The sequence below is a fragment of the Xanthobacter sp. DMC12 genome (assembly GCF_056314105.1).
Genome location: NZ_JBQUYZ010000003.1, coordinates 86,001 through 111,113, shown reverse-complemented (window position 1 = coordinate 111,113; position 25,113 = coordinate 86,001). Strand labels below are relative to the sequence as shown.

23 protein-coding genes and 1 riboswitch are annotated in these 25,113 nt (G+C 68.5%); of the genes, 4 read left to right on the top strand and 19 right to left on the bottom strand.

The features are described 5' to 3' along the window. From ACT535_RS13655 to ACT535_RS13635, 5 genes are all read right to left on the bottom strand, one after another. Positions 1–648 (bottom strand): urea amidolyase associated protein UAAP2, encoded by a 648-nt coding sequence (locus ACT535_RS13655; RefSeq protein ID WP_476364802.1) that lies wholly within the window; start codon positions 646–648, stop codon positions 1–3. An 11-nt stretch (positions 649–659) separates the two neighbouring features. Further along, positions 660–1,472: an urea amidolyase associated protein UAAP1 gene (locus ACT535_RS13650; RefSeq protein WP_476364801.1), complete on the bottom strand. Its 813-nt coding sequence runs from the start codon at positions 1,470–1,472 to the stop codon at positions 660–662. A gap of 10 nt (positions 1,473–1,482) precedes the next feature. Further along, positions 1,483–2,307 carry an ABC transporter ATP-binding protein gene (locus tag ACT535_RS13645; RefSeq protein ID WP_476364800.1) on the bottom strand — a complete coding sequence of 275 codons (825 nt, stop codon included), beginning with the start codon at positions 2,305–2,307 and terminating at the stop codon, positions 1,483–1,485. After that, on the bottom strand, positions 2,304–3,116 hold the full coding sequence (locus tag ACT535_RS13640; protein WP_476364799.1) for an ABC transporter permease: 813 nt from the start codon (positions 3,114–3,116) through the stop codon (positions 2,304–2,306). The genes ACT535_RS13645 and ACT535_RS13640 overlap by 4 nt, the downstream gene beginning before the upstream one ends. A 259-nt stretch (positions 3,117–3,375) precedes the next feature. Next, positions 3,376–4,479 (bottom strand): putative urea ABC transporter substrate-binding protein, encoded by a 1,104-nt coding sequence (locus ACT535_RS13635; protein WP_476364798.1) that lies wholly within the window; start codon positions 4,477–4,479, stop codon positions 3,376–3,378. A 69-nt stretch (positions 4,480–4,548) separates the two neighbouring features. Then, positions 4,549–4,658, bottom strand: a riboswitch (guanidine-I (ykkC/yxkD leader). 208 nt (positions 4,659–4,866) lie between these two features. Here ACT535_RS13635 and ACT535_RS13630 point away from each other — a divergent pair. Next, a complete protein-coding gene (locus ACT535_RS13630; RefSeq protein WP_476364797.1) occupies positions 4,867–6,027 on the top strand; it encodes a serine hydrolase domain-containing protein in 1,161 nt (386 codons plus the stop codon). Positions 6,028–6,081: 54 nt separating this feature from the next. Continuing rightward, positions 6,082–7,116, top strand: a complete 1,035-nt coding sequence (locus ACT535_RS13625) for an AI-2E family transporter (RefSeq protein WP_476364796.1) — start codon at positions 6,082–6,084, stop codon at positions 7,114–7,116. A gap of 189 nt (positions 7,117–7,305) precedes the next feature. Here the strand turns inward: ACT535_RS13625 and ACT535_RS13620 are convergent, their stop codons facing one another. The 12 genes from ACT535_RS13620 to ACT535_RS13565 form a co-directional block, all read right to left on the bottom strand. Then, a complete protein-coding gene (locus ACT535_RS13620) occupies positions 7,306–8,787 on the bottom strand; it encodes an alpha/beta hydrolase (protein WP_476364795.1) in 1,482 nt (493 codons plus the stop codon). Positions 8,788–8,857: 70 nt separating this feature from the next. Then, positions 8,858–9,571 carry an ABC transporter ATP-binding protein gene (locus ACT535_RS13615; protein WP_476364794.1) on the bottom strand — a complete coding sequence of 238 codons (714 nt, stop codon included), beginning with the start codon at positions 9,569–9,571 and terminating at the stop codon, positions 8,858–8,860. After that, positions 9,568–10,317 carry an ABC transporter ATP-binding protein gene (locus ACT535_RS13610; protein ID WP_476364793.1) on the bottom strand — a complete coding sequence of 250 codons (750 nt, stop codon included), beginning with the start codon at positions 10,315–10,317 and terminating at the stop codon, positions 9,568–9,570. Before ACT535_RS13610 ends, ACT535_RS13615 begins: the two co-directional genes overlap by 4 nt. After that, entirely contained in the window at positions 10,310–11,227 is a 918-nt protein-coding gene (locus ACT535_RS13605) for a branched-chain amino acid ABC transporter permease (RefSeq protein ID WP_476364792.1), read from the bottom strand. The genes ACT535_RS13610 and ACT535_RS13605 overlap by 8 nt, the downstream gene beginning before the upstream one ends. Continuing rightward, positions 11,224–12,144: a branched-chain amino acid ABC transporter permease gene (locus ACT535_RS13600; RefSeq protein WP_476364791.1), complete on the bottom strand. Its 921-nt coding sequence runs from the start codon at positions 12,142–12,144 to the stop codon at positions 11,224–11,226. The genes ACT535_RS13605 and ACT535_RS13600 overlap by 4 nt, the downstream gene beginning before the upstream one ends. Before the next feature lie 401 nt (positions 12,145–12,545). Further along, the gene (locus ACT535_RS13595; RefSeq protein ID WP_476364790.1) at positions 12,546–13,718 is read right to left on the bottom strand and encodes an ABC transporter substrate-binding protein; all 1,173 of its coding nucleotides are present in this window, start codon (positions 13,716–13,718) and stop codon (positions 12,546–12,548) included. Positions 13,719–14,040: 322 nt separating this feature from the next. Further along, positions 14,041–14,502, bottom strand: coding sequence for an arsenate reductase ArsC (locus tag ACT535_RS13590; RefSeq protein ID WP_168458892.1), 462 nt, complete (start codon positions 14,500–14,502; stop codon positions 14,041–14,043). Positions 14,503–14,508: 6 nt separating this feature from the next. Continuing rightward, the gene (locus ACT535_RS13585; protein ID WP_168458891.1) at positions 14,509–15,006 is read right to left on the bottom strand and encodes a UPF0262 family protein; all 498 of its coding nucleotides are present in this window, start codon (positions 15,004–15,006) and stop codon (positions 14,509–14,511) included. 12 nt (positions 15,007–15,018) lie between these two features. Then, on the bottom strand, positions 15,019–16,311 hold the full coding sequence (gene hisD, locus ACT535_RS13580; RefSeq protein WP_476364789.1) for a histidinol dehydrogenase: 1,293 nt from the start codon (positions 16,309–16,311) through the stop codon (positions 15,019–15,021). Between the two features lie 107 nt (positions 16,312–16,418). Next, entirely contained in the window at positions 16,419–17,936 is a 1,518-nt protein-coding gene (locus ACT535_RS13575) for a putative bifunctional diguanylate cyclase/phosphodiesterase (protein WP_476364788.1), read from the bottom strand. A 272-nt stretch (positions 17,937–18,208) separates the two neighbouring features. Beyond that, the gene (locus tag ACT535_RS13570; RefSeq protein WP_168458888.1) at positions 18,209–18,682 is read right to left on the bottom strand and encodes a DUF2948 family protein; all 474 of its coding nucleotides are present in this window, start codon (positions 18,680–18,682) and stop codon (positions 18,209–18,211) included. A 134-nt stretch (positions 18,683–18,816) separates the two neighbouring features. Next, a complete protein-coding gene (locus ACT535_RS13565; RefSeq protein WP_476364787.1) occupies positions 18,817–19,380 on the bottom strand; it encodes a type 1 glutamine amidotransferase domain-containing protein in 564 nt (187 codons plus the stop codon). Positions 19,381–19,679: 299 nt separating this feature from the next. Between ACT535_RS13565 and ACT535_RS13560 the strand changes: the two genes are divergently transcribed. Further along, on the top strand, positions 19,680–19,952 hold the full coding sequence (locus ACT535_RS13560) for a DUF2798 domain-containing protein (RefSeq protein WP_476364786.1): 273 nt from the start codon (positions 19,680–19,682) through the stop codon (positions 19,950–19,952). A gap of 58 nt (positions 19,953–20,010) precedes the next feature. Here the strand turns inward: ACT535_RS13560 and rpoD are convergent, their stop codons facing one another. Together rpoD and dnaG are read right to left on the bottom strand one after the other, a co-directional pair. After that, on the bottom strand, positions 20,011–22,011 hold the full coding sequence (gene rpoD, locus ACT535_RS13555; RefSeq protein ID WP_168458885.1) for an RNA polymerase sigma factor RpoD: 2,001 nt from the start codon (positions 22,009–22,011) through the stop codon (positions 20,011–20,013). Between the two features lie 260 nt (positions 22,012–22,271). Beyond that, entirely contained in the window at positions 22,272–24,215 is a 1,944-nt protein-coding gene (dnaG, locus tag ACT535_RS13550) for a DNA primase (protein WP_476364785.1), read from the bottom strand. Positions 24,216–24,417: 202 nt separating this feature from the next. Between dnaG and ACT535_RS13545 the strand changes: the two genes are divergently transcribed. Continuing rightward, on the top strand, positions 24,418–24,708 hold the full coding sequence (locus ACT535_RS13545; RefSeq protein ID WP_476364784.1) for a GIY-YIG nuclease family protein: 291 nt from the start codon (positions 24,418–24,420) through the stop codon (positions 24,706–24,708). Positions 24,709–25,113: the final 405 nt, after the last annotated feature.

The following is a 25,113-nucleotide window of genomic DNA, read 5'->3' as shown; positions in this document are numbered from 1 at the left end:
TCAATCCTCCGCGCCGAACACGAGCACCTGAATGGGTGTCGGGTTGAAGCCGTTGCAGGGATTGTTGATCTGCGGGCAGTTGGAGATGACGAGGAGCACATCCATCTCCGCGCGCATCTCCACATAGTCGCCGGGGCCGGAAATGCCGTCCACGATGGCGAGTTCCCCGGTGGGCTCCACCGGCACGTTCATGAAGAAGTTGATGTTGGGCACGATGTCCCGCTTCGTCATGCCGTGCTTCGCCACTTCGAGCACGAAATTCTCGCGGCAGGCGTGCAGATACTTCACCTGATGGCCGAAGCGCACCGTATTCGCCTCGCACGAGCAGGCGCCCGCCGAGGTGTCGTGCCGGCCGCAGGTGTCGGCGGTCACGGTCAGCATCAAATTGCCTTCGGTGGAGATCAGCTTGGTGCCGGTGGAGACATAGGCCGAGCCCTGCACGCGCAGCGTATCCTGCGAGGAATAGCGCTCGGCGAAGTCATCGGCCTTGTAGAACAAGGTATCCACCGCCTGCTGGCCTTCGAGATCGACGATGCGCACGCTCTCGCCCTTCTTCACCAGACAAGAGAAGGGGGCGTTGGCGGGCACGAAGTAATCGCGCAGCGCGGAGGACGCATCGCGGACGGGAGAAGCGAAGAACTGGCTCATGGATGCCTCCCTCAGCGCGCGTTGTTCTCGAAGCCGCGGACGGCCTCGATGGTGGCGGTGCGGCACAGATCGTCCGCGCCGGGGGCGGGCGGCTGGAAGCGGATGGCCTCCACCGGGGGCGGGGCGTAGTCCGGCGCCGGATCCATGGGATGCGGGCAGTTGGAGAGGGCGACGATGAGGTCCATCTCCGCGCGCAGATCCACGAAGTCGCCGGTCTGGCGGGCGTCCTCGATCCAGCGGAAATTGCCCTCCGCGTCCGTGCGCACGGGGGCGAAGAAGGTCAAAACGGGGGGAATGTCCCGCTTGTCGAGGCCGAGTTTCAGCGCCTCAAGGATGAAGTTGTCGCGCGTGTTGCGCAGCACTTTCTCGCCATAGCGGGCGCGGTTGGAGGCGGGGGTGGAGCCGCCCACCAGCGCGTCATGCATGCCGGTGGTGTCCTCGACCATGGAGAACATCACCCGGCCCATGTCGGAGAACAGCACGCGGCCCTTTCCGAGGGCGGAGGTCCACTGCACCTTCACCGTGTCGGCATAGTTCAGCCGCTCGGAGGCGTCCGCCGCCGACCAGGCGATCATGGAGACCGCCGCCGGGCCGTGCGCCAGATGAATGCGCAGCGCCTCGCCCGCCTTCAGCGGCGTGGACCAGTACCAGCCGCCGGGGATGGTCTCCGTGTGCAGCACCGCGCCGGGCATGATGGAAGCCGAGCCGCGCAGGGTGGGGCCGGGCAGGGCCTTGGGCGCATGCTGCTGGCCGGCCGCCTTCAGCTCCTCGTAGCGGCGCTTGTTCTCTTCGATGAACTTCTGGGTTTCGACGCTGACGGTCATGGCTGTCTCCTCAAGCCGTCTTCAGCGCCGGGTCGTCCCGGCCGGTGCCCGAGGAAATGGCCGGGTCGTCCCGGCCGGGGGCGGTGGATTTGAGCTTCAGCTGGCCCGCGATGCGTTTCGGCCAGACCTCGATGTCCTTGGCGATGGTGGCGCCATAGCGGGCCTTCTCCTCCGGCCGGTTGCGGCGGCGCTCGAAGGCGATGATGCGGGTGGCGAGGGTGAAGGCCTCCTTGAGGTCGTGGGTCACCATCACCACGGTCATCTCGCAGGTGTTCCACAGCTTCAGCATGAGCTGGTGAATGTCGGCGCGGATGCCGGGATCGAGCGCGCCAAAGGGCTCGTCCAAGAGCAGGATCTTGGGCTTCCTCATGATCGCCTGCGCCAGCGCGAGGCGCTGCTGCATGCCGCCGGAAAGCGCCGCGGGATACTTGTCCTCCGCCCCCTTGAGGCCGACCTCCTCGATGAGGGCGCGGGCCTCCTCCTGCGCCTGCCGGCGGCGGGCGCCGAACAGGCGGCCGGTCAATGGAGCCTCGGCCATCTCGGCGGAGAGCAGCACATTGCCCAGCACGGTGAGGTGCGGGAACACCGAATAGCGCTGGAAGACGACGCCCCGGTCGGCGCCCGGCTCGCGGGCGATGGGCTGGCCCTCGATGAGCACCTCGCCGCGCGTCGCGGTTTCCTCGGAGAGGAGGATGCGCAGGAAGGTGGTCTTGCCGCAGCCGGAGGGGCCGACGAGGGCGATGAAGGAGCGCGGCGCGAACTCAAGGCAGATGTCCTCGAGCACGATCTGCTCGCCATATTCCTTCCAGAGATGGCGCACGGAAATGGCGGTCATTTCGCGCCTCCGAACCAGGGGAAGAGGGCGCGGCGGGCGCGGGCGAGGCCGAAATCCATGGCCACGGCAATGAGGGTGATCCAGGCCACGTAGGGCAGGATCACATCCATGGCGAGATAGCGCCGCACGAGGAAGATGCGATAGCCGAGGCCACTATCCGAGGCGATGGCTTCCGCCGCGATGAGGAAGAGGAAGGCCGGGCCCAGCGACAGGCGCAGCCCGTCCATCAGGCGGGGCAGGATCTGCGGCAGCACCACGCGGACCATCATCTGCCAGGTGGAGGCGCCGAGCGTCTGCGCCTTGATCATCTGCTCGCGCGGCAGTTCCTCCACCCGCATGGCGAGGTCGCGGATCAGGTAGGGCGCGATGCCGATGGTGATGAGCGCGATCTTGGATTCCTCGCCCAGTCCCATGACGATGAACAGGATCGGCAGCAGCGCCAGCGGCGGCACCATGGACACCATGGCGACGAACGGCGCCAGCAGCGACCGCACGATGGGCAGCATGCCCACCAGCACGCCGACGATGAGGGCGATGATTGTGGCGATGGCCAGCGCCGAGAGCAGCCGCTCCATGCTGGCGAAGGTGTCGGTCCACAGAAGGTAGTCGCCGGTGCGGGCATCGGCGGTGAAGGCCATCTTCACGATGGCATTGCCGAGGGAGGGCAGGCTCGGCAGCAGCTTGTCGTCCGGGTTCTCCGCAAGGCGCTGCGCCGAGCCGAGGATGTAGGCGAGGACGACGAGGGCGAACGGGAGGACGGCAAGGAACAGCGCCGTTCCCCGATCCGGCCTGACATTGATGAGGCGCATCAGCGCTGCTCCTGAAGGGTGGAAGACGGCGGGCGGGTGATGGCCGCCCGGCCCGGAGAGTGATGAAGGAGAGGCGCCTCGCGCCCCGGCCGACTGTAGCGCCAGCGCAAGGAGAGCCGGGGCCCAGCGCACGGGTTCGCCGAAGGCGGCTCCTGCCAGCCGCGCTGGCAGGGTATCGCCTGCTGCGCAGGGCTTTCTCCTGGATCCCGGATCAGCGCTCAGGCTGCGCCTTCGCTTGTCCGGGATACGAGGGAGTCCCTCACAGCTTCCCGTCGGCGACCAGCGCCATCCAGGTGTCGGTGAAGCGCAGCTTCACGTTCTTGGCGTCGCCGAGCACCTTGCCGCCGGGCAGCTCGATGCCGATGGCGTCGGCGGACTTGGCGCCGGAGCCGAGCAGTTCCTTCTCGAACAGGAACTTGCGCACGCGGTCCATGGTGGTGCCCACATCCGGCGAGCGCACGAAGGCCACAGCCTCGGGCGCCTTGGCGAAGAGGCGGGTCGCGGCGAGCTGGCTGTCGAAGCCGGCGAGGTCGGTGCCGGAGGCCTTGCCCATGGCCTCGCGCGCCGCCTTGCCTTCCGGCGTGTCGGCGGTGAAGAGGGCGGTCGTCTCGTACCAGATGCCCACCAGCGCCTTGGCGAAGTCCGGATTGTCCTTCAGCACGGCGGTGTTGGCGACGAGGAGGTCCATGATCTCGCCGGGGATCTTGGACGAGTCAAACACCGCGTGGGCGTTCTTGTCGGTGAGGATTTCCGACACCAGCGGGTTCCAGGTGACCACCGCCGAGACCGCCTTGGTCTTGTAGGCGGCGACCATGTCGGCATCCGAGGTGTTCACCACCTTCACGTCGCGCTCCTTCAGCTTGATCGATTCAAGCGCGCGGGCGAGCAGATAGTGGGAGACGGAGAACTCGACGAGGTTGACCTTCTGCCCTTTGATGGCGGCGAGGTCCTTCTTGCCTTTCAGGATCACGGCGTCATTGCCGTTGGAGAAATCGCCGACGATGACGGCGGTGGTGTCCACGCCGCCAGCGGCGGGTACGGAGAGGGCATCCATGTTGGTCACGGTGAGGGCGTCGAAGGCGCCGGCCGTGTACTGGTTGATGCTCTCCACATAATCGTTGAACTGCACCACATCGATCTTGATGCCGTACTTGTCGGCCCACTTCTTCACGATGCCGGTGTCGTTGGCGTAGCCCCAGGGCATCCAGCCCACATAGATCGACCAGGCGACCTTGAATTCCTTCTTCGGCGCGGCTTCGGCCGGGCCGGCGCCGAGCGCGAGGCCGGCGACCGCCGCGAGGCCGAAGGCCCCCGCGAGCGCGGATTTCAGACGGTGAAGTTTGGACGAAACCGGAGTGCGCATTCAAATTCCCCTTCGCTTCGACGATTGGGAATTGGCGAGACCAGTGCCGCCAATTCCTTGGCCACTGAGGTCTCCCGGGCTTTTATCCCGCCGTGCACCCGCGCCGGATGTCTCCCGTCGCGGTGGCAGCTCTCGGACCAGCGCATCGCTCGGATGCCGGAACCCTAGCCACCAACTCGACATGATTAAAAGCAACGGGCGTGCCAAGAGGCGGCTCGTGAGTTTTCAACGGCTTGACGGAGGCGCTCGCGAAACGCCTGCGCCTCGGCTGGGCAGTAATGGGCCAAATATTGTGCAGAAGCGGCGGATTGCGCGCGCATTGCATACATGCGCGGGCTCGCCATCCGCTGCGCCCCGCGCCATTCTGAGGGGCAGGGAGGCGGGGCGATGATCGACCGGCGCGCATTTCTGAAGGGGGCCTTTGCGGCGGGAATGCTCGGCCGCCCGGCCTTCGCCGCGGGCTATCCGCGCCTGCCGTTCGAGGCCTTGCAGCAGATGGCGGACGCGGAGGTGGCGAACGCCCGCGCGCATGGGGCGCGGCTCGCGGTGGTGCTGGGCGTGGTGAACCCGCGCGGCAACGGGCAGCTCTTCCTCGCCCAGGCGCCGGACCTCACCCATCCCGGCGGGCGACCCCTGACGCTCGATGGCGGGACGCCCTTCGCCATCGGCTCCATCTCCAAGGTGTTCACCGCCTGCCTGCATTATCAGGCGCATGGCCCCTTCAAGGGCAATCTCGGCGACTGGCTCGCCCCCCGCGCGCTCTCGCCGGGCCTCGCGCGCATCCCCCTCGCGGATCTCGCGCGCTACCAGTCCGGCATGGCGCAGGACAATCAGGGCGGGGTGCATCCGCCCGGCGTGATGGCGAGCTTCCAGACCCTGTTCCCCTATCTCGCGACGCTCCAGCCGCCGTTCGCGCCGGGGAGCTGCTATTCCTATTCCAACCTCAGCTGGTCGCTGCTGGCGCTGGCCGGCTCTGGCGCGGCGAAGGGCAGCATGGTTGATGCGGCCGAGCGCTACGACCGCGCGCTGAAGGCCTTCGGCGCCGGCATGGGCATGTCCGCCACCGGCATCTTCCGGCCGCAGATGAAGCCGCGCCTGCCCATCGGCTATCGCAAAAACTGGCAGCCCTTGCTGCCGCGCGCCGACTATGCGCCCACCCGCCTCACCGGCGTCGGCGCGGGCGGCATCGTCTCCACCGGTGCCGACATGCTGGCCTTCCTGAGGAGCAGCATGGGCCACGGCGACGGCGGCATGGAGAATGCGGCGCTCGCCAATCAGCAGGGCAACATCTTCGCGTCTCCCCGCTGCGGCGGCGGGAAGGCGCCGCGCACGGCCTATGGCTGGATCCTGCACGATGTGGCCGACGCCTCCGGCCCGCTCACGCTCGTCACCAAGGATGGCGCGGTGGCGGGCTTCACGGCCTGGATGGGCTTCCTCGCCTGGCAGGGCACGGGCGCGCCTTCGCCCTACGGGGTGTTCGCGCTGGTGAACGGGCCGGGCGCTGCCGGCCTCGGGCTTCGGGCCATGCGGCGCATCTTGTCCGCGTAAGCCTCGCCAATCGGCTCCACCTCAGGTAATCGCCACAGGGAAACCGGAGGCGGAATGATGCGGGGATTGGTGGGGCTGGCGGCGGCGGTGGTCGTGTTCGCGGCGCTCTACGTGACGGACGCGCTGCTGGCGCCCGTGGTGTTCGCCCTGTTCGTCATCGCCGTGGTGCATCCGCTGCTGGCGCGGCTGGAGGCGAAGCTGCCCAAGATGGTGGCCGTGCTCGGCACGCTCCTCATCACGCTGGCGGTGGTGGGAGCGGTGTCCTCGGTGGTGGTATGGGGCTTCAGCCATGTGGCGACCTGGGTGTTCCAGAACGCCTCCCGCTTCCAGCGCCTCTATGGCGAGGCGGCGGTGTGGCTGGAGGGCCATGGCTTCGTGCTGGCGGGCCTGTGGGCCGAGCATTTCGACGTGCGCTGGCTGCTGCGCGTCTTCCAGGATCTCTCCGGCCGCCTGCAGGGCATGGCGAGCTTCCTCGTCTTCACCTTCATCTATGTGCTGCTGGGCCTGCTCGAAGTGGACGCCATGAAGAGCCAGGTCAAGCGGCTCTCCCGCTCCGGCCGCGCGCCCTTCCTCGCTCCGGCGCTCGCCGACATCGCCCGCAAGATGCAGACCTACATGGCGGTGCGCACGCTCATGAGCATCGCCACCGGCGCGGTGGTGTGGGCTTTTACGCTGACCGCCGGGCTGGAACTGGCCCTCGCCTGGGGCGCCATCGCCTTCGCGCTGAACTACATCCCCTTCATCGGCCCATTCGTGGCGACGCTGCTGCCCACGCTCTTCGCCCTCGCCCAGTTCGAGAGCTGGGAGATGGCGGTGTTCGTGTTCGTCAGCCTCAACATCATCCAGTTCCTGTCGGGCAGCTATCTGGAGCCGCGCCTCGCCGGCAAGGCGCTGGCGGTGTCGCCGGTGCTGGTGCTGCTGGCGGTGTTCTTCTTCGCCTTTCTGTGGGGCATCGCGGGCGCCTTCATCGGCGTCCCGATCCTGATCGCCGCCCTCACCCTGTGCGCCCACCACCCGGATACGCGCTTCGTGGCGGAGCTGTTCTCCGGCCGGGTGGCGACGGAGGAGGGGGAGAAGGCCGCGTCGTGAACGCATGCCTTCGGGCGTGACGCGCAGCAGCTGTTCTCTGTCATCCCCCGGCGCGTCCGGGGGATCCACCCCTCCGCCCGGCGGCTCTTTGGGATTCCGGGCACCGCCACGGCGGCGAAGTGGATGCCCCGGACAAGCCGGGGCATGACGGTGTTCGCGAACGGGGCGGCGCAACAGCCGATCTGGTTCCTAATTCCCTCTTGCCGGCGGTAGGCCGGCGGCGACGCGCTCTTCCAGATAGGGGAAGAAGGGATTGGAGGACATGCGCACCAGCATGTCCACGCCCACCACCAGCGCTCCATATTCCCCGCGCGCCGCGATGTCGCCGAGGCGGATGCCGAACTTTTCCGCCGGGTCGGGCGCGAGCCCGTAGAGCCCGTCCGTCAGGGGGAAGGGCACCGCCACGTGGGAGAGGGAATAGACATCGTCCGGATAGATGGCGGTGAGCGGCCGCACCGTTTCCTCGGTGGCCCCGGCCGGGGTCTCGCGCACCACGGTCGCCGCCGAGCCGGGCGCCGAATTGCCGATGACGGCGGTGCGGAAGCGGCGGGGGGCCGGCGGCAGCAAAGAGGTGATGGCGGTGTCGGACTGGCGCGTCAGCAGGTCCTCGAACTGGCCCGACCGGTTGATGTCGATGAGCACCAGCTCGCTGCCATTGTCGTCCAGCCGCGCGTGCAACTGCTCGATCACCGCCCGTGCGCTCACCGTGTGGTCCAGCACCGACTGGAAGGTGAGCACCGGCGCGAGGCCGGTGAGGCGGCCGGCGCGGGCGTGGCGCTCGATGTTCGCCTGCAGCGCCTGCGTGAGCAGGAAGGACTGGCGCGCGGCATGGACCGGGAATGAATTGTACTTGAAGGGGTTGAACTCGGGCACGATGTTCAGCCACGCCGCCTTGGCGAAGGCCGGGAAGATGGCCGGCAGGCCGGCGAGGCCGGCGAAGCGGGCAAATTCCGTCACGCCCACCATGGGCGACATCAGCACGATGCGGTCCGGCCGCACGAGGGCGGGGTCGTCCAGCGCGTCGAGCGCGTGCATCAGCGCCAGCGCGCCGCCGTTGGAATAGCCGACGATATGCACCGGCTTGCCCGCCCCCACCCGCGCGCGGGCCTCCCGCATGGCGAGGCGGGTGGCGGCAATCCAGTCCTCATGGTCGATCTCAGTCAGCGATCCCGGCACCGTGCCGTGGCCGGGCAGGCGCAGCACGATGGCGATGAAGCCATGGTCCGCGTAAAGCTGCGCCAGATGGCGGTGGCTGTAGGGCGAATCCGTGAGCCCGTGCAGGAACACCGCCGCCCCCACCGGCTCTCCCTTGGGCTGGAGCACATAGGTGCGGTTGAAGTCCTGCGCGAAGCGGGGCGGGTAGATGGGGCTCGCGGCGAAATAGCGGTTGAAGCGGACGCGGTCCTCCGGGTCCACCTTGTCGGTCACGTTGGCCTTCACGCCGGCGAAGGCCCTGTCCTCGGCGGCCATGTAGGCGGCGAGGTTTGCGGTGGCCATGGCGCTGCGGCTCATCTCCGGCGGATGGTAGGTGTGCCAGGCATCGAGCGGCGGGCCGCGCTGGGAATCCACCGCCCGCACCACGAAGATCGTGGCGACCACGGCGAAGACGAGCAGCGCGACAATCTTCGCCGTGCGCTTCGCGCCCCGCCACATCAGCCCGAATGCCCCCATCCGCTCCGTCCCCCATTTGCCGCAGGCCCCGCGACCCTACAGGCCGCAGGCGCCGGGGAACAGGCGTCCCTCAGACGCCGAGATAGCGGCCCACCAGCGCCGCGTCGCCCGCGAAGTCCGCGGCCGGGCCGGAATGCACCACGCGCCCCTTCTCCATCACCGCCACCCGGTCGCACACCTGCGCCAGCGCCGGGACGTGCTTGTCGATGACGATGAGCGACAGGCCCTCCCCCTTCAGCACGGAGAGCACCGCCCAGATCTCCTCGCGGATGAGCGGGGCGAGCCCTTCCGTCGCTTCATCGAGGATGAGCAGGCGTGGATTGGTCATCAGCGCCCGGCCGATGGCGAGCATCTGCTGCTCGCCGCCGGAGAGGCGGTTGCCATAGTTGCGCCGCCGCTCGCCGAGGCGGGGGAAGAGGGCGTAGACGCGCTCCAGCGTCCAAAGCGGCAGGCCGGCGCGGCCGGGGGCGGCGGTGGCGACGAGGTTTTCCTCCACCGTGAGGGTCGGGAAAATCTGCCGCCCCTCGGGCACCAGGCCGAGGCCAAGGCGGGCGATCCTGTGCGGCTTCAGCCCGCGCAGGGCCACGCCGTCGAAGGTGAGCGTGCCGCCGGTGGGCGGAAGCAGGCCCATGAGGGCGCGGATGGTGGTGGTCTTGCCCATGCCGTTGCGCCCCACCAGCGCCAGCGCGCCACCCATGGGCACGGCGAGGTCCACGCCGAACAGGGCGGGCGTGCCGCCATAGCCGGCGGTGAGGCCGGTGATGGTGAGCAGCGGCGCGGTCATGCGCCGTCCCCGAGATAGGCGGCCTTCACGGCCGCATCGGCGCGCACGGCGTCCGGCGTGCCACAGGCGATGATGCGCCCGTTGACCAGCACGCTGATGCGGTCGGCGAGGCGGAACACCGCATCCATGTCGTGCTCCACCAGCAGGATCGCGCAGCGGCCCTTCAGGCGGGTGAGCAGCGCCACCATGGCGGCGGATTCCGCAGGCCCCGTGCCGGCCATGGGCTCGTCCAGCAGCATGAGGCGCGGGCGGGCGGCGAGGGCCATGGCCAGCTCCAGCGCCCGCTTCTCCCCATGGCTGAGGGCGGCCGCTGCCACCCCGGCGCGGGCGCCGAGCCCCACCTCATCGAGCAGGCCATGCGCCTCCTCCCGCGCCGCGCGGTCGGAGGCGGCCGGGCGCAGCAGGCGGAAGGTGCGCCCGCGCGCGGCCATCACGGCGAGCGCCGCGTGCTCCAGCGCGGTGAAGCGGGGGAATATGGAGGTGATCTGGAAGGCCCGCGCGAGGCCGAGCCGGGCGCGGCGATGGACGGGCAGGCGGGTGATGTCCGCCCCGTCGAAGTGGATGGTGCCGGCATCGGGCATCACCTCGCCAGCGATCTGGCCGACGAGGGTGGTCTTGCCCGCGCCGTTGGGGCCGATGAGGGCATGGATCTCGCCGGGCAGAACCGCGAGGTCCACCCCGGCAGTCACATGCAGCGCGCCATAGGCCTTCGCGAGGCCGGCGATGTGGAGCAGCGGCTCAGCCATCGCGCCGCCCTCCGAGCAGGGTTGCGATGCCGCCGCGCGCCAGCACCAGCAGCACGAGGAGGGGGCCAAAGATGATGCGCCAGTGTTCGGTGAGATGGGCAAGCCCATCCTCCAGCAGCACCACGCCCAGCGCGCCGAGCACCGGGCCGAGGGCGCTCATGGGCCCGCCCGCCACCACCATGACGATGAATTCCGCCGAGCGGTGCCAGGAGAGATAGGCCGGGCTCACGAACTCGGTGAGATTGGCATAGAGCGCGCCCGCGAGCCCGGCGAAGGCGCCGGCGATGACATAAGCAACGAGCCGATAGGCGTAGGGGTCCACCCCCAGCGCGCGCAGCCGCCGCTCATTGTCCCGCCCTGCCGCCAGCACCCGGCCGAAGGGCGAGCGCGCCAGCATGGCGCAAACAAGCACGGTGAACGCGAGCAGGCCCAGCACCACATAATGGAAGGTCTTCGGGTCCTTCAGCCAGCGCATCCCCGCCACTGTGGAGCGGGCGGCCAGCGTCAGGCCATCGTCCCCGCCATAGGCCGACAGGCTCTGGGTGACGAAGAAGGCCATCTGCCCGAAGGCCAGCGTGATCATGATGAAATAGACGCCGCGCGTGCGCAGCGAGATCGCCCCCGTCACCAGCGCGAACAGGCCGGCCGCCGCCATGGCCGCGGGGAAGGCGACGAGGGCGTCGCGCACGCCCTCTTCCATCAGGATGCCGACCGCATAGGCGCCGATGCCCATGGTCGCCGCATGGCCGAAGGAGACGAGCCCGCCCTGCCCGAGGATGAAGCCGAGGCTGACGGCGGCGAGGGCGAAGATCATGGCCCGCGCCACCAGCGTCAGCATCGCGGTGTCGGCGAAGGCCGGCACGGCGGCGAGGGCCGCGAACACTGCGAGGGCGAGGAGGGCGCGCGTCATGCCGGCGCCGGGAACAGGCCGCGCGGGCGGAAGAAGAGGATGGCCGCCATCAGCACATAGACGCTCATGGAGGCGAGCGCCGGCCCGGCCGCGCTGGCGGCGGAGGCGGACAGGACGAGCTTGAGAATGTCGGTGAGGAACGAGCGGCCGAGCGTGTCGATGAGCCCCACCAGCAGCGCCGCCACGAACGCCCCCCGCATGGAGCCGATGCCGCCGATGACGATGACCACGAAGGCGAGGATGAGGAGATTGTCCCCCATGCCCGGTTCAACGGACAGGATCGGCCCCGCCATGGCCCCGGCGAAGGCGGCGAGCATGGCACCGAAGGCGAAGATGCGGGCGAACAGGGCATTGATGTCCACCCCCAGCGCCGAGACCATGGGCGCGTTGGTGGCCCCCGCCCGCAGCAGCATCCCCGCGCGGGTGCGGGTGACGAGCCCATAGAGCAGCCCCGCCACGCCTAGGCCCGCGCCGATGAGGACGAGCCGGTAGACGGGATAGTTCAGCCCATCCATCAGCCGCACCGAGCCGGACAGCGCCTGCGGCATGGGGATGGCGAGGGGCGCCGAGCCCCACACCATGCGCACCGCCTCGCTCACGAACAGGATGATGCCGAAGGTGGCCAGCACCTGATCGAGATGGTCCCGCCCGTAAAGCTGGCGGATGACGAGGCGCTCCAGCAGCAGCCCCAGCACCAGCGCGGCGGCGAGCGCCAGCGGCAGGCCCAGCCAAAAGCTGCCGGTGAGCGCGGTGGCCGTCACCATCAGATAGGCGCCCAGCATGTATTGCACGCCATGGGCGAGATTGATGACGTCCATCACCCCGAACACCAGCGTCAGCCCCGCCGCCACGAGGAACAGCAGGATGCCGAGCTGGAGCCCGTTGAGCATCTGGACGAGGAAGAGGGTGAGGGTCATGGGGAAAGGAGCTGGACCGGGATGGCTCAAGGAGAATGCGCCACCGCTTCAGGACCGTCATCCCCCGGCTTGTCCGGGGGATCCACGGCACGGCGGGGCGGGTGACTTCATGGCCGGCAGCAGAATATCGGCGGGGTGGATGCCCCGGACAAGCCGGGGCATGACGGCTATTAATCAGGAGGCCGCGCCCCGGACAAGCGACACCGCGGGTGGAGCGCTGATCCGGAGGCCAGGAGAGAAGTCGGCGAAGCCGGCGAAATCCGTCCCGGCCTCGGGTCACGCCGCCTGCGGCGAACCTTTGCGCTGGACCCCGGCTCGCATTCCGCTGTCGCTGCATGCGTCCGGGGAACCAGACACCCGCCAATCATCAGCCGGGGTGCGAGACGAAGTGAGGCGAGGCCTCACTTCATCTCGCACTTTTCCGCATAGGCGTCGCCATAGTTGGAGAAGACCTTCTCCTGCACCATGGTCTCCACCTTGCCGTCCGGCCGCTTGCCCACCTTCACGAGGTAGAAGTCCTGGATGGGGAACTGGTTGGTGTTGAACTTGAAGTTGCCGCGCACGCTCGAAAAGTCAGCCTTCTTCAGTGCCGCGCGCACGGCGGCCTTGTCGGCGGTCTTGCCGCCGGTGGCCTTCAGGGCGCTGTCGATGAGCTTGGCCGCATCATAGCCCTGCGCGGCGTAGAGCGCGGGGATGTAGCCGTATTCCTTCTCGAAGGCCGCGACGAAGGCCTTGTTGGCGGGCGTGTCGAGGTCCGGCGCCCAGGCCGCGCCGGAGAAGAAGCCCAGCGCTGCCTCGCCGGTGGCGGGGAGCGTCGTCTCGTCCACGGTGAAGGCGGAGAGGAAGGGCGTGGTGTCGGCGAGGCCCGCCTGCCGATACTGCTTCACGAGGTTCACGCCCATGCCGCCGGGCATGAAGGTGAAGACGGCATCGGGCTTCGCGGCGGCAATCTTGGCCAGTTCGGCGGAGAAATCGAGCTGGCCGAGCTGGGTGTAGATCTCGTCCGCCACCTCGCCCTTGTAATAGCGCTTGAAGCCGGCCAGCGAATCCTTGCCCGCCTGATAATTGGGGGCGATCAGCACAACCTTCTTGAAGCCCTTGTCCTGCGCATACTTGCCGAGAACCTCGTGGTTCTGGTCGTTCTGGTAGGAGGCGGAGAAGAAGAAGGGGCTGCAGCCCGCGCCGGCGATGGTGGAGGGGCCGGCATTGCCGGAGATGAGGAAGGTCTCGTTGGCCGTAACCGGCTTCGCCACCGCGCCCATCACGTTGGAGAAGACGACGCCGGCCACGAAGTCGACCTTGTCGCGCTCCAGAAGGCCCTTCACCTTCTGCACGGCGATGTCAGGCTTCAGCTCGTCATCGACCACCACCACCTCGGTCTCCTGCCCGCCGAGCTTGCCGCCAAGCTCCTTCACCGCCAGCAGGAAGCCGTCGCGCATGTGCTGGCCGAGCACGGCGGACGGGCCGGAGAGGGTCGAGACCAGCCCCACCTTCACCGGATCGGCGGCGGCCGCGCCGGACAATGCGAGGGTGCCGAGGAGCGCGGTCGAGGCGAGAAGTCCCTTGAAACCCATGGCGGTGAAGTCCCCAGTCGTTCGGTCTGACGTCGTTGGTCTGACGTGGCGGCACCCTTGCAGAGCCGCGCGCGGCAGACAAGCCGGGATGTGGGAGTGGGCGGTGGAGGGGGCCGCTCCCCGGACAAGCGACACCGCAGGTGGAGCGCCGATCCGGGGCCCAGCGCAAGACTCCCGCGCAGCGGGCAGAACCTGAGGATGGTTGGATCATGCAGCGCCTTCGGCGGTCCGTTGCGCTGGGCCCCGGCTCGCATTCCGCTGGCGCTGCATGCGTCCGGGGCGCGAGGGCGGTTCTCGGGCGGGCGACGGCCCCGCACGTCTCCTACGCCTGCCGGAACCTTGCCCTGATCCGCCGTTCCAGCTCGTCGCGCACCTCGCGATAGGCGTCGAGCCGCTGCTCGCGGTTGCCGCCTTCGCCGGTGGGGTCGGGGGTGGGCCAGTATTCCACCTTGAGGGCGTTGGTGCGGGTCAGCTCCAGCGCGCGGTGGTGGGCATCGGGCGAAAGCGAAATGGCGAGGTCGAAGTTCAGCCCCTCATATTCCTCGAGGTCCTCGACGCTCTGGGGCCGGTGCTTCTTCACGTCGAGGCCGATCTCCTCCATCACCGCCGTGACGAAGGGGTCGGGATCACCTGCGATCACGCCGGCCGAGCCCACATAGATGGACTTGCCGAACAAATGCCGGGCGAGCGCGGACGCCATCACCGAGCGCACCACGTTCTGTCCGCACATGAAGAGAACCGATTGCGGCCGCGCTGAGCGCTGGGGCGCCGCAGGGGGCTCCATCGTCGCTCAGCCTTTCCAGTGCAGGGCGCAGATGAGCGTGAACAGGCGGCGGGCGGTGTCGAAATCCACCACCACCTTGCCGTCGAGGCGTTCCTGCAGCAGCGTCGATCCCTCGTTGTGGAGGCCGCGCCGGCCCATGTCGATGGCCTCGATCTGGCTCGGGGAGGCGGTGCGGATGGCGTTGTAATAGCTCTCGCAGATCAGGAAATAGTCCTTCACCACCTTGCGGAAGGGGGTGAGGGAGAGGTGGTGCTGCACCACCTGGTCGCCGCTCTCGCGCTTGATGTCCAGCACGAGGCGGTTGTCGGCGAGCGAGATGAGAAGCTGGTACGGCCCCTCGCCGGGATCGCCGCAGGGCAGGAAGCTGTTGTCCTCGATGAGGTCCCAGATGGCGGTGGCGCGCTCGTGCTCGATGTCCGGGCTGCCGGCGTGGCCGATGGAGGCGTCGTCGAGGGTCACGGCGCAGAGGCGGGCCGTGGGGCTCCTCTCCGGCTTGTCGCTCATCCTATTCCCCCGTCATCTGTTGCTGCGGATGGAGACCGACCGCCCGTGCGCGTCCAGCCGCTCCACGGCGGCGAGGCGCACGGCGGCCGGCCCGAGCTTTTCCAGCGCGTCGGCATCGAGCTTGAGGATGGACGTGCGCTTCATGAAGTCCAGCACGCCGAGGCCGGAGGAGAAGCGGGCCGAGCGGGCGGTGGGGAGCACGTGGTTGGTGCCGCCCACATAGTCGCCGATGGCCTCCGGGGTCCAGGCGCCGATGAAGATGGCACCCGCGTGCCGCACCTTGGCGGCCAGCGCGTCGGCATCCGCCGCGTGGATCTCCAGATGCTCGGGGGCGATGCGGTCCACCAGCGGGATGGCGTCGGCGAGGCTGTCCACCAGGAAGATGGCGCCATGGTCGCGCCAGGAAGCGGAGGCGATTTCGGCGCGCGGCAGGGTGGCGAGCATGCCCTCCACCGCCTTTTCCACACGATCCGCCAGCTCCGGCGAGGAGGTGATGAGGATGGACTGGGCGGCGGTGTCGTGCTCCGCCTGGGCGAGGAGGTCGGCGGCGATGAAGTCGGCGCTCGCGTCGCTGTCGGCGAGGATCAGCACCTCGGAGGGGCCGGCCACCATGTCGATGCCGACCTTGCCGAACACCTGGCGCTTGGCCGCCGCGACGAAGGCGTTGCCGGGGCCGACGATCTTGTCCACGGGGCGGATGGTTTCCGTGCCGTAGGCCAGCGCGGCCACAGCCTGCGCCCCGCCCACGCGATAGACCTCATGCACGCCCGCAAGGCGCGCGGCCGCCAGCACCAGAGGCGCGATCACGCCGTCGGGGGCGGGCACCACCATGACGATGCGCGGCACGCCGGCCACCTGAGCGGGCACCGCATTCATCAGCACGGAGGAGGGATAGGCCGCGGTGCCGCCGGGCACATAGAGGCCCACCGCGTCCACGCTGGTCCAGCGATGGCCGAGGGTGACGCCGGCCGCGTCCACATAGGTCTCGTCCGCCGGCTTCTGGCGGGCGTGGTGCGCCTCGATGCGCGCCTTGGCGAAGTCCAGCGCCGCTCGGGTGTCTTCCGGGATGGAGGCGAGGGCCGCGTCCAGCTCGGCGTCGCTTACCCTGATGCCGAGGGCGTCGAGGTCCACCCGGTCGAAGGTGCGCGACAGGTCCACCAGCGCCCGGTCGCCGCGGGCGCGGACGTCGGCGATGATGGCGGACACCTTGTCCTGCACGTCCACGGACGCCTCGCGCTTGGAGCCGAGGAAATCGATGAAACGCTCGGGGAAATCAGGCTGGCTGATGGTCAGGCGGATCGGCATGCCGCCTTGCTAGAGCAGGTTCGCGCGCGAGGGAAGCCCCAAGCGGTGCGGCAGGCCCGGCGACGCAACCGTGCCGCGCCGAGCCGCCCATCCGCGCGGCGTCGGCGTCAGTGTGGGGCGGGGCTCGCGGTGGCGAAGGCATCCTTCGGCCAGAGCGGACGGGAAAACAGATAGCCCTGCCCGAGCTGGCAGCCCTGCCCGCGCAGGAAATCGGCCTCCGCCTCGGTCTCCACGCCCTCGGCGACGGTGATGAGGCCGAGCGTGCGCCCGAGGCTGATGATGGCGGCGATGATCTTGCAGCTCTGCGCCTCTGTGGCGATGCGTCGCGTGAAGGAGCGGTCGATCTTGATCTTGTCGATCGGCAGCTCGTTGAGGTGGCGCAGGCTGGAAAAGCCGGTGCCGAAATCATCGAGGGAGATGCGCACCCCCGCGGCCTTGAGGGCGGCCAGCGAGCGGCGCGCGGTCTGGAAGTCCAGAAGCAGGCCCGTCTCGGTGATTTCGAGTTCGATCTGCTCCGGAGGTATGTTCAGCTGCTTCAGCAGATCGAGGATGCGCCGCGGCGGGTGCGGGTCCACGAGCTGGACGGGCGAGAGGTTGACCGCCACCGGCAGGGCGGTGCCGCATGCCGCGATATCCTCCCCCACCCGGCGGAGCGTTGCGGTGAACAAAGGGTCGATCAGGCCTTCGTCCTCGGCGATGGGAATGAACTCGGCGGGGGAGATAAGGCCGCGCTTGGGGTGCTGCCAGCGGGCCAGCGCCTCGCATCCCACCGTCTCGCCGCTCTTCAGGTCGATCACCGGCTGGTATTGCGCCACGATCTCGCCGGTCTCCAGCGCCCGGCGGAAATCCATCTCCAGAAGCCGGCGCTCGCGGCCGCGGGCATCGAGGCTCGAATCGTAGAGCGCGTAGCAATCCTTGCCCGCAGCCTTGGCCTGCCGGAGGGCCTTCTCCGCCGCCTGCAGCAGCACCGTCACCGACGACCCGTCGCGCGGGTATTTGCTGATGCCGATGCTCGCCGTGATGTCGACACGCGCGCCGTTGCAATCGAACGGTTCGCGCAGACGCGACAGGATGCGGCTTGCGAGGCGGAACAGCTCGTCGGTCTCGTCCGCGCCCATGGGAAAGAGGACGGCAAACTCGCCGCTGCCCAGGCGTGCGACCATGCCGCTGCGGTGGGGCACCGAGACGAGGCGCGTCGCCAGCTGGCGCAGGACATCATCGCCGGCACCATGCCCGTGTGCCTCGTTGACCGAACGCAGAAGGTCCACGTCGACCACGAGGAGGGCGAGGCGCGTGCCCCTGGCATGGGCGTCCTTCAGCGCGCGGCTGAAATCCGCTTCGAATTGAATGCGGTTGGCGATGCCGGTGAGGCTGTCGAACGCGGAGGCGTCGTCGGCCTGCTTCTGCGTTTCCCGCTGCTGGAGCACCAGCCGGCGCAACTGGTGCTCGCGAACGATCAGTAATGCGATGAGCGCGAGGGTCGCGACGGTCCAGCCAGCGAAAACCTCATCCAGATGCCACTCTTCGTGTGCCTCGCCCAGGGTGAACAGGGAATGGACGAGGTGCGCGCGCAGGAGGGCAAGATAGGCCGCGATCGATGCGAGAAGGATGCTGCCGTAGATCAAAAACCAACGACGACGGAATGGAGAGTCTGGAGGCCGCGGGGACATGGTTATACGAATGCGATCCTCTGCCAGTCTCCGGCCTGCCATCGAAGGCCAGGAGTCGAACTCCATCCAGGAGTCGAACTCCATCACGCGGCAGGCAGGTCTCAGCAAGCTTAGCCGTGGCCGGGCAGTTCGCAAGCCTCATCAGCTGCTTGTTTAACAGCTTACGGCGGAGACCCGTCGCCGGATCACCTGCGTCTTCAAGTGTCGGGAGCGGGAAATACCGCCGTTCAACCCTGTCCCGTGCTACCGCCGACGCCGGCCGCAGGGGTGGCGACCTCGGGATGCTTTGGTGCATGGGTGCAGCCCCAGGCGGGGCCGAGATCCCTGAGGCCGGCCTCGATGCACTCCACTTCGAGCCGCACCTCGGCACCGCCGGAGAAGGTGAGATAGACGAAGCCCGAGGGCGCATCGCCGGCCATGAAGGTGACGGCGAGGAGGTTGAGCACGCCGGTGCGCCGTGCCTCTTCCATGCCGCGGCACTTCACGTCCCGCACCCGCTCGAAGTGCAGGCCGGTGCGGCGCCGCACCGTCTCGTTGGCGAGCACCTTCTGGTCCCAGTCGAAGCGGTTCAGCACCAGGGCAAAGCGCTGGAGGCGGGGCAGGAAACCCATGTCCACCGTCTTCACCACCGCATCCTGAAGATGGGCAGAGAAAATGGCGAGGTCTTCCTCGTCGAGGGCGATGAGTTTCAGGTTTTCCATGGCAACGCAGCCTCTTGGGCAGCCTCTTTGGGGCGTGAACCGCAGATAGCGACGCCACCCGTCTGCCGCAAGGGGCGCACGCGCAGGGCGGTTGTGCGCCGGCCGCGTTTCGAGCCGCGGCCGGCGCCAGCGCCCTACGCCGCGCGGCGGTCGTGCCTTCCTTCCCGCACTTCCTCGATGATCTTGCGGCTGAAATCCTCAAGATCGCCGGGGTTGCGGGAGGTGATGAGGCCGTTGTCGGTGACGACGGAGGCATCCTCCCAGCGCGCGCCGGCATTCTCCACGTCCGTACGGATGGATTTGTAGGAGGTCATGCGCTTGCCCTTCGCGAGGCCCGCCTCCACCAGCAGCCACGGAGCGTGGCAGATGGCGGCCACCGTCTTGCCGGCATCGTAGAAGGACTTGATGAGGCCGATGGCCGCCGGCTCCACCCGCAGCAGGTCGGGATTGATCTGGCCGCCGGGCAGGACGAGGGCGTCGTAGTCGTTCTCCCGCACTTCGGCGAGGGTCTTGTCCACGGGCACCGCGCGGCCCCAGTCCTTCTTGTCCCAGCCCTTGATCTCGCCGCGCTCGGGCGAGACGACGTGAACCTGCGCGCCGGCCTCCTTGAGCCGGTCGCGGGGCACCTCCAGCTCGGACTGCTCGAAGCCGTTGGTGGCGAGGATGAGAATGCGCTTGCCGTCCAGAGGACCGGGCATGTGAGCCTCCATGTTTGAGTTTCGCGCGGGCGGCCCGTGGCCGAGGCCCGCAATTCCGGCGCGCCGCGTGCGGGCCGGTTACAGGGACAATGACGAGGGCGGGCAATCGTTCCGGGGGCGGCCTGCGGTGCCCTTCACGCCCCCTTGACGGCGCGGGCCGTTCGGCGCTTTATCCGCCTGCGCAGCTTCTGCTGCGCCGTAAGCGTCCGACGTCAGGCAACGCATCCAACTCCGGTCCCGGCCGGTCGGATGCGCGTTGCGATCCGGACCTCCGGGACCATCCGAAGAAGGATGGCCCGATGGCCTCTTCAAAGCCTGCTTCCTACAAACTTCTCCGCAAGCTGCCGGCACGCTATGCCGGCTTCGTCATGCCGCTGGTGCTGTCGGTGCTGATGACCTTCGTGGTCTCGGCCATCGCCACCGGGCGCAGCCTCGGCTTCGGCCCGGACTTCCTCGCCACCTGGCCGGTGGCGTGGGGCCTCTCCTGGCTCGTGGCGTTTCCCACCCTGCTGCTCGTCCTGCCCGTGGTCCGGCGCATCGTCGGGCTCCTCGTGGAGGCGCCGGCGCGGTAGGCCCAAACGAAAACGGCAGGCCGAGGCCTGCCGTCTTTGCGTTTGGGATGAGCGCCGCTCAGTTGTCGAGGAAGGAGCGCAGCTTGCGCGACCGGCTCGGGTGCTTGAGCTTGCGCAGCGCCTTCGCCTCGATCTGGCGGATACGCTCGCGCGTCACGGAGAACTGCTGGCCGACTTCCTCCAGCGTGTGGTCCGTGTTCATGCCGATGCCGAAGCGCATGCGCAGCACGCGCTCCTCGCGGGGGGTGAGGGAGGCCAGAACCCGGGTCGTCGTCTCGCGCAGATTGCTCTGGATCGCGGCGTCGATGGGCAGGATGGCGTTCTTGTCCTCGATGAAGTCGCCGAGGTGCGAATCCTCCTCGTCGCCGATGGGCGTTTCGAGGGAAATGGGCTCCTTGGCGATCTTCAGCACCTTGCGCACCTTCTCGAGGGGCATGCCGAGCTTCTCGGCCAGTTCCTCGGGGGTGGGCTCGCGGCCGATCTCGTGCAGCATCTGCCGCGAGGTGCGGACGATCTTGTTGATCGTCTCGATCATGTGGACCGGGATGCGGATGGTCCGCGCCTGGTCGGCGATCGAGCGGGTGATGGCTTGGCGGATCCACCACGTGGCGTAGGTGGAGAACTTGTAGCCGCGGCGGTACTCGAACTTGTCCACCGCCTTCATCAGGCCGATGTTGCCCTCCTGGATGAGGTCCAGGAACTGCAGGCCGCGGTTGGTGTACTTCTTGGCGATGGAGATGACGAGGCGGAGGTTCGCCTCCACCATTTCCTTCTTGGCCTGGCGGGCTTCCTTCTCGCCCTTCTGGACCATCTGCACGATCTTGCGGAACTCGGCGATCTCCAGCCCCGTCTCGGTGGCCAGGGCGTGGATGTCGCCGCGCAGTTCGTGGATGGTGTCCTTCTCGTGGGCGACGAAGCCCTTCCAGCCCTTGGTGCCGAGCTTGGAGACGCGCAGCACCCACTTGGGGTCCAGCTCCGCGCCCATGTAGTTCTTCAGGAAGTCGTCGCGGGAGACGCCGTAGCTGTCGGCGAGACGCAGCAGGCGGCCCTCATAGCCCACGAGGCGCTTGTTGATCTCGTAGAGCTGCTCCACCAGCGCGTCGATGCGGGCCTGGTTGAGCGACAGGCTCTTCACGTCGCCGACCAGCTCTTCCTTGAGCTTCTTCGCCTTGCGCTCCTGCGCGGGCGAGAGGGTCTCGTTCTTGAGCTTGGATTCGACGTTCTGGTCCTGCAGCCGGCGCAGCTTGGTGTAGCTGGAATGGATGCGGTCGAAGGTCTCCACCACCTTCGGCTTGATCTCCGCCTCCATGGCGGCGAGGGACATGGAATTCTCCATGTCGTCTTCCTCGCCCTCGGGGCCGGCGCCGTCGCCGAGCAGGCCGTCCTCGCCCGCCTCGGGGGCGAGCGCCGCCTCCTCGCCGAGGGCGGCGGGCGGGTTCTTGCCTTCGGGGCCGGCGTAGGTGGCTTCGAGATCGATGATGTCGCGCAGCAGCACGCGGCCTTCGGTCAGCTCGTCGCGCCAGATGATGATGGCCTGGAAGGTGAGGGGGCTCTCGCACAGGCCGGCGATCATGGCCTCGCGGCCCGCCTCGATGCGCTTCGCGATGGCGATTTCGCCCTCGCGGGAGAGCAGCTCCACCGAGCCCATCTCGCGCAGGTACATGCGCACCGGGTCGTCGGTGCGCTCGGCCGGCTCGGACTTGGTCTCGGCGCGGGCGACGGCGCGCGGGGCGGCCTCCGTCAGCTCGCCGCCTTCGGCCTCTTCCGGCTCGTCCGGCGTCTCGGTCTCCTCGGCGCCCTCTTCGGCCTCGGCTTCCTCGGCCTCGATGACGTTGATGCCCATGTCGTTGAGCATCGCGAGGGTGTCCTCGATCTGCTCGGAGGTGACTTCCTCGGAAGGCATCACCTCGTTGAGCTGCTCGTAGGTCACGTAACCGCGCCGCTTGGCGTTCTTGATCATCTTCCGCACAGCGGCGTCGGACAGGTCGAGCAACGGCCCGTCGGGGGCGTCGGTCTCCTTTTCCGGGGCCTCTGTGGCTTCGGAAGATTGCTTCGCCATCGACTTCTCCTGCTGATCCCGCCGATTTCCAACAGCAGAACGGCGGCGCGGCTCCTCGGCCTCGCCACCTTTTGCCCTTGAACCCGGGAGCGGCCTTTTTGACGCCATCCCGTTAAACCAGCCTGAACGCGCTTCCAACCCCTATGGTCGTCGGCGGCAGGCTGCCTTCCGTCCCGTGGGCCGGAGCGTCCCGCATGCACCCGCCACGCGGGCCATGCCAGAGGCTCTTGGCCAAATTGTGCCGCTTCGGCTTCAAATTCCTACAGCGACCGGACCGCCGAGCGGCCCGAAGATGCACCGAACCCTTCCACCAGCGCCTCGGTTCCGTCGATCGCCGACAGGCGCTCGCGGACATCCCTGAGCCAGGCGAAATTGGCCTCGCTCGGGTCCTCCCCCAGCGTGCGCTCGGCTTCCTTCAACTCTCTAGATAGCGCGTGAGCCTTGCGATGCAAGGCCGTGCGCTGATGCCACCAGAGCCGGACATCGGCTTCTGCGGTATCCGAATAAGCTGGCCAGTCGTGCCGGGGGTTGGCGAGGGCCTTCACCCGACGGGTCAGGGCGTCGAGATCGGAGCGGCCGAGATGCTCGGCGAGGGCGTCCGCATCCAGCCCCTCCAGATGGGCCTCGATGAGGGCGCGGCGCAGCCGGTCGGCCTCCGGATTGGCGAAGGGCAGGCTCGAAACCTCCTCGCCCGCCTCGTCCAGCAGGAAGGGGTGATTGATGAGGCAGAACAGCAGCAGCGCCTCGTTGCGGGGCAGGGCGGCCATGGGGCCGCGCACCAGCGCGCTCCTTGCAATCTCCTGTCCGCGCGGGGCCAGCGGCGGGGCGGAGGGCTTGCCCGGGAATTTTCCGCCGCGCCCCCGTCCGGGGGTGAACCCGGGCGACCAGCTCTCCCGGCTGCCACCCCCGCGACCGGGGCCGCGCGCGCGATCCGCGGGGGCGACGAGGGCGTTGAACCGGCCCATCAGATCGGCCCGGTAGTGCTTGCGCACCGTCTCGTCGCCGATGGCGTTCACCACCTCGTTCAGCCGGCCTTCCAGCCCCGCGCGACGCTCGGGCGTTTCGAGGGAGGCATTTTCGCTCTCGCGCGCCCAGAGTTCCGCAGCGAGAGGCCGCGCCTGCGCCAGCACCTGCTCCATGGCCTCGCGGCCGGAGCGGCGAATCAGGTCGTCGGGGTCCTGCCCGTCCGGCAGGGTGGCGAAGGAGAGGCTGCGGCCGGCCTTGAGGTGCGGCAGCGCGAGGTCGATGGCCCGATGGGCGGCCCGCCGGCCGGCCTTGTCGCCGTCGAACAGCAGCAGCGGCTCCTCCGACATGCGCCAGAGCAATTGCAGCTGCTCCTCGGTGAGGGCCGTGCCAAGCGGTGCCACAGCACCGCCAAAGCCCGCCTCGACCATGGCGATCACATCCACATAGCCTTCCACGGCGATGACGCGGGCGCCGGACTGGGCGGCGGCGCGGGCGGCAAAGCCGTTGTAAAGCAGGGAGCCCTTGTGAAAGAGCGGGGTCTCCGGGGAATTGAGGTATTTTGCCGGGACATCCTTCTCCAGCGCCCGCCCGCCGAAGGCCACGACGCGGCCCTTGAGATCGGTGATGGGGAACATCACCCGGTCGCGGAAGCGGTCGTAGGGGACGGGAATGTCCTCCCCGGCGATCAGCAGGCCCGCCTCCACCATGTCGGCGACGGAGACGCCCTCCTTGCCCAGCGCCTCCTTCAGGTTGAAGCGCTCGCCCGCCGCGTAGCCGAGGCCGAACTTCTTCTGCGTGGCGGGGCCGATCTCCCGGTCCGCCAGATAGCCGCGCGCCTTGGCGCCGAGGCGCGACTGCAGATTGGCCTCGAAATGCTTGGCCGCCAGCGTCATCACCTCATGGAGCGTGCGCCGCCGCTGCTCCTTGGCGGCAGCCTCCGGCGTCTCCTGCGGCAGCGACAGCCCGGCCATGGCGGCCAGCCGCTCCACCGCCTCGCCGAAGGAGGCCCCCTCCGTCTCCATCAGGAAATCGAACACGTCGCCGTGCTTGCCGGAGGAGAAGCAGTGGTAGAAGCCCTTCTGGTCGTTGACGAAGAAGGACGGCGACTTCTCCGCATTGAAAGGCGACAGCCCGGCGAATTCGCGCCCCTGCTTCTTCAGCTTCACCCGACGGCCGACCACCTCCGACACCGGAAGCCGGGCGCGAATCTCGTCGAGAAAGGCGGGCGAAAAGCGCATGGGCGATTGGGGCCGGCAGTCTGTGAGGGGCGCGGGCAGGGCGCCGGAAGATCAGCCCTTCAGTGTAGCCGGGAATGGGGGGAGGGGGAAACAGGGGGCAGGCCGTCCCCCGGACAAGCGACACCGAAGGTGGAGCGCTGATCCGGGGACCAGGGAATACCTCTGCCGCGCAGCGGCGCCGAAATCCTGTTACCGTTGGGCAATGCCAAGCTTCGCCTTCTACATCCTCGCGAGCGGCCGCAACGGGACGCTTTATGTGGGCGTCACGAATGATCTGGCCCGCCGGCTGTTCGAGCATCGCTCCGGAGCCGTTGCCGGCTTCACCCGCAAATATACCGTCCACCTCCTCGTGCATGTGGATTTGTTCGACGAACTGGAGGCCGCCCGCGCTCACGAGCGAAGGTTGAAGAGATGGCACCGGGATTGGAAGCTGGCGCTCATCGAACGCACCAATCCCGAGTGGCGTGACCTGGCCGAAGACTGGCTGTCTTGACCCGTTCCCCGGACAAGCGACGGCGTAGCCGGAGCGCCGATCCGGGGTCCAGCGCAAAAGCGCCCGCGCAGCGGGGCAAAGCCTGAGAGCGCTGGGGTTCGGCAGCGCCTTCGGCGGGCCCTCGCGCTGGGCCCCGGCTCGCATTCCGCTGCGCTGCATGCGTCCGGGGCGCGAGGACGGTTCCCCGGACACGCGACGGTGCGGAGCGGGCTGCACCCCGGAGACGCGTTCGAGGCACGAGAGCTGTTCCCCGGACAAGCGATGGCGAAAGTCGGAGCGCTGATCCGGGGTCCAGCACAAAAGTGCCCGCGCAGCGGGGCAAAGCTTGAGAGCGCTGGGGTTCGGCAGCGCCTTCGGCGGGCCCTCGCGCTGGGCCCGGCTCGCATTCCGCTGCGCTGCATGCGT

Bases quoted from the DNA above. Each gene is read 5' to 3' on its own strand.
- ACT535_RS13655 (WP_476364802.1), bottom strand. From the start codon at position 648: ATGAGCCAGTTCTTCGCTTCTCCCGTCCGCGATGCGTCCTCCGCGCTG.
- ACT535_RS13650 (WP_476364801.1), bottom strand. From the start codon at position 1,472: ATGACCGTCAGCGTCGAAACCCAGAAGTTCATCGAAGAGAACAAGCGC.
- ACT535_RS13645 (WP_476364800.1), bottom strand. From the start codon at position 2,307: ATGACCGCCATTTCCGTGCGCCATCTCTGGAAGGAATATGGCGAGCAG.
- ACT535_RS13640 (WP_476364799.1), bottom strand. From the start codon at position 3,116: ATGCGCCTCATCAATGTCAGGCCGGATCGGGGAACGGCGCTGTTCCTT.
- ACT535_RS13635 (WP_476364798.1), bottom strand. From the start codon at position 4,479: ATGCGCACTCCGGTTTCGTCCAAACTTCACCGTCTGAAATCCGCGCTC.
- ACT535_RS13630 (WP_476364797.1), top strand. From the start codon at position 4,867: ATGATCGACCGGCGCGCATTTCTGAAGGGGGCCTTTGCGGCGGGAATG.
- ACT535_RS13625 (WP_476364796.1), top strand. From the start codon at position 6,082: ATGATGCGGGGATTGGTGGGGCTGGCGGCGGCGGTGGTCGTGTTCGCG.
- ACT535_RS13620 (WP_476364795.1), bottom strand. From the start codon at position 8,787: ATGGGGGCATTCGGGCTGATGTGGCGGGGCGCGAAGCGCACGGCGAAG.
- ACT535_RS13615 (WP_476364794.1), bottom strand. From the start codon at position 9,571: ATGACCGCGCCGCTGCTCACCATCACCGGCCTCACCGCCGGCTATGGC.
- ACT535_RS13610 (WP_476364793.1), bottom strand. From the start codon at position 10,317: ATGGCTGAGCCGCTGCTCCACATCGCCGGCCTCGCGAAGGCCTATGGC.
- ACT535_RS13605 (WP_476364792.1), bottom strand. From the start codon at position 11,227: ATGACGCGCGCCCTCCTCGCCCTCGCAGTGTTCGCGGCCCTCGCCGCC.
- ACT535_RS13600 (WP_476364791.1), bottom strand. From the start codon at position 12,144: ATGACCCTCACCCTCTTCCTCGTCCAGATGCTCAACGGGCTCCAGCTC.
- ACT535_RS13595 (WP_476364790.1), bottom strand. From the start codon at position 13,718: ATGGGTTTCAAGGGACTTCTCGCCTCGACCGCGCTCCTCGGCACCCTC.
- ACT535_RS13590 (WP_168458892.1), bottom strand. From the start codon at position 14,502: ATGGAGCCCCCTGCGGCGCCCCAGCGCTCAGCGCGGCCGCAATCGGTT.
- ACT535_RS13585 (WP_168458891.1), bottom strand. From the start codon at position 15,006: ATGAGCGACAAGCCGGAGAGGAGCCCCACGGCCCGCCTCTGCGCCGTG.
- hisD (WP_476364789.1), bottom strand. From the start codon at position 16,311: ATGCCGATCCGCCTGACCATCAGCCAGCCTGATTTCCCCGAGCGTTTC.
- ACT535_RS13570 (WP_168458888.1), bottom strand. From the start codon at position 18,682: ATGGAAAACCTGAAACTCATCGCCCTCGACGAGGAAGACCTCGCCATT.
- ACT535_RS13565 (WP_476364787.1), bottom strand. From the start codon at position 19,380: ATGCCCGGTCCTCTGGACGGCAAGCGCATTCTCATCCTCGCCACCAAC.
- ACT535_RS13560 (WP_476364786.1), top strand. From the start codon at position 19,680: ATGGCCTCTTCAAAGCCTGCTTCCTACAAACTTCTCCGCAAGCTGCCG.
- rpoD (WP_168458885.1), bottom strand. From the start codon at position 22,011: ATGGCGAAGCAATCTTCCGAAGCCACAGAGGCCCCGGAAAAGGAGACC.
- dnaG (WP_476364785.1), bottom strand. From the start codon at position 24,215: ATGCGCTTTTCGCCCGCCTTTCTCGACGAGATTCGCGCCCGGCTTCCG.
- ACT535_RS13545 (WP_476364784.1), top strand. From the start codon at position 24,418: ATGCCAAGCTTCGCCTTCTACATCCTCGCGAGCGGCCGCAACGGGACG.